1 protein-coding gene and 1 pseudogene are annotated in these 1,834 nt (G+C 62.0%); both read left to right on the top strand.

Going from position 1 to position 1,834, the window contains the following annotated elements:
- A pseudogene (locus tag Q0L57_RS04055) lies at positions 1 to 353 on the top strand (LysM peptidoglycan-binding domain-containing protein); the annotation flags it as partial.
- Between the two features lie 243 nt (positions 354 to 596).
- The gene (gene hemH, locus Q0L57_RS04050) at positions 597 to 1,661 is read left to right on the top strand and encodes a ferrochelatase (protein WP_296738453.1); all 1,065 of its coding nucleotides are present in this window, start codon (positions 597 to 599) and stop codon (positions 1,659 to 1,661) included.
- Positions 1,662 to 1,834 lie beyond the last annotated feature (173 nt).

The following is a 1,834-nucleotide window of genomic DNA, read 5'->3' as shown; positions in this document are numbered from 1 at the left end:
GCGCCCACCGCCCATACACCCCAAAGCTCGACGGCCGCATCACCGACATCTCGGCAACGACGCCCGCTGCCGAGCCGGCCAAGCCGACTGAGCCGGCGAAACCCGCCGAGACAGCGGCATCCGCCCCTGCCCCTGCAGCAACCGAACCGGCCAAGCCGGCACACGCGGCGCCTGCCGAAGCAAAGCAGGCCGAGACCAGCCATGTGATCGCCGCCGGCGACACCTATTGGGGTCTGGCGAAGCAAGCCTATGGCGACGCCAGCAAGTGGATGCTGATCGCCGAGGCCAACAAGGACTACAAGCCACGCCGTCTGCCGCTTGGTGCGACGCTGACCATTCCTGCCGCGAAGTAAGCAATTCCCGGAAATTTCATGGCATCCGCCCGGGAAACCCGGGTGGGTGTTCCGCCTTCTGGCGAGAACGGGATAGAGAGCGTGGTCCCGAAGAGCTGCAGACTTTTCGGAGAGGATCACGCTTCAGAGACAGCATTTGGAGCGAGATGGCATTCAATGACAACCCATCTCGCACTAAGGTGCGGCCAGACGCGGCATTGAAAACCGGCGGGGCATCGCTAGTTTTGCCGCGTGGAGACCGCGATGACCCTTGCCACCCCTATCAATGCGAAAGCCGCCGAGACCGCCAGCCAGACGCCGGCCGGCGCTGCTGCGGTGAAAGCAGGCAAGATCGGCATCATGCTGGTCAATCTCGGCACGCCCGACGGCACCGAGTTCAAGCCGATGTGGCGCTACCTCCGGGAATTCCTCTCCGATCCGCGCGTCATCGAGCTCAACAAGGCGATCTGGTATCCGATCCTCTACGGGCTGGTGCTGACGACGCGGCCGAAGAAGTCAGGCGCCAACTACGCCAGAATCTGGAACCGGGAAAAGAACGAGTCGCCGCTGCGCACCTTCACCCGTGCGCAGGCCGGGAAGCTGGCCGCAGCACTCCGCGACCTGCCCAACGTCACGGTCGACTGGGCAATGCGCTATGGCAATCCCTCGACCGAAAGCGTCGCACGCCGGCTGGTCGAGCAAGGTTGCGAGCGCATCCTCACCGTTCCGCTTTATCCGCAATATTCGGCGACGACGACGGCGACCGCCAACGACCAGTTGTTCCGGGCGATGATGAAGATCAGGCATGCGCCGGCGATCCGCAGCGTGCCGCCCTATTACGACGAGCCGGTCTATATCGAAGCGCTTGCGCATTCGATCGAGAAGCACCTTGCGACGCTCGATTTCGAGCCGGAGGTCGTGATCACATCCTACCACGGCATCCCGAAACCCTATTCAGACAAGGGCGACCCTTATCAGGCGCATTGCCTGGAGACGACGCGGCTGCTGCGGGCCAGGCTCGGTTGGGACGAGAAGAAACTCATCACCACCTTCCAGTCGCGCTTCGGCGCGCAGGAATGGCTGAAGCCTTACACCGACGTCACCGTCGAGAAGCTGGGCAAGGACGGTGTCAAATCGATAGCCATCGTCAATCCGGGCTTTTCCGTCGACTGCATCGAGACGCTGGATGAGATCGGCCGCGAGGTGGCCGAGACCTTCCACCATGCCGGCGGCGAGAAATTCGCCCACATTCCCTGCCTAAACGACAGCGCCGAAGGCATGGCGGTGATCGAGGCGCTGGTGCGGCGCGAGCTCTCAGGCTGGGTGTGACCGGCTTCATCGACCGGCCCTGAAACGGGTGCGCAAAAGCTTCCGCTAACCAATATTAGCGATCACCTGATTGTAACAATGCGGAAACACACTTAAGTGATTCCGTGAGGTCGCCGCCTTTGAGGGAGAAACGAAATGGGTTTCAGCGGTTTCGACATTGCCATCATTGTTCT

The sequence above is a fragment of the Mesorhizobium sp. genome, assembly GCF_024509055.1.
GTDB lineage: Bacteria > Pseudomonadota > Alphaproteobacteria > Rhizobiales > Rhizobiaceae > Mesorhizobium.
Note: the sequence above shows the minus strand (reverse complement) of the source record. Positions and strands in the feature narration are given on the sequence as shown.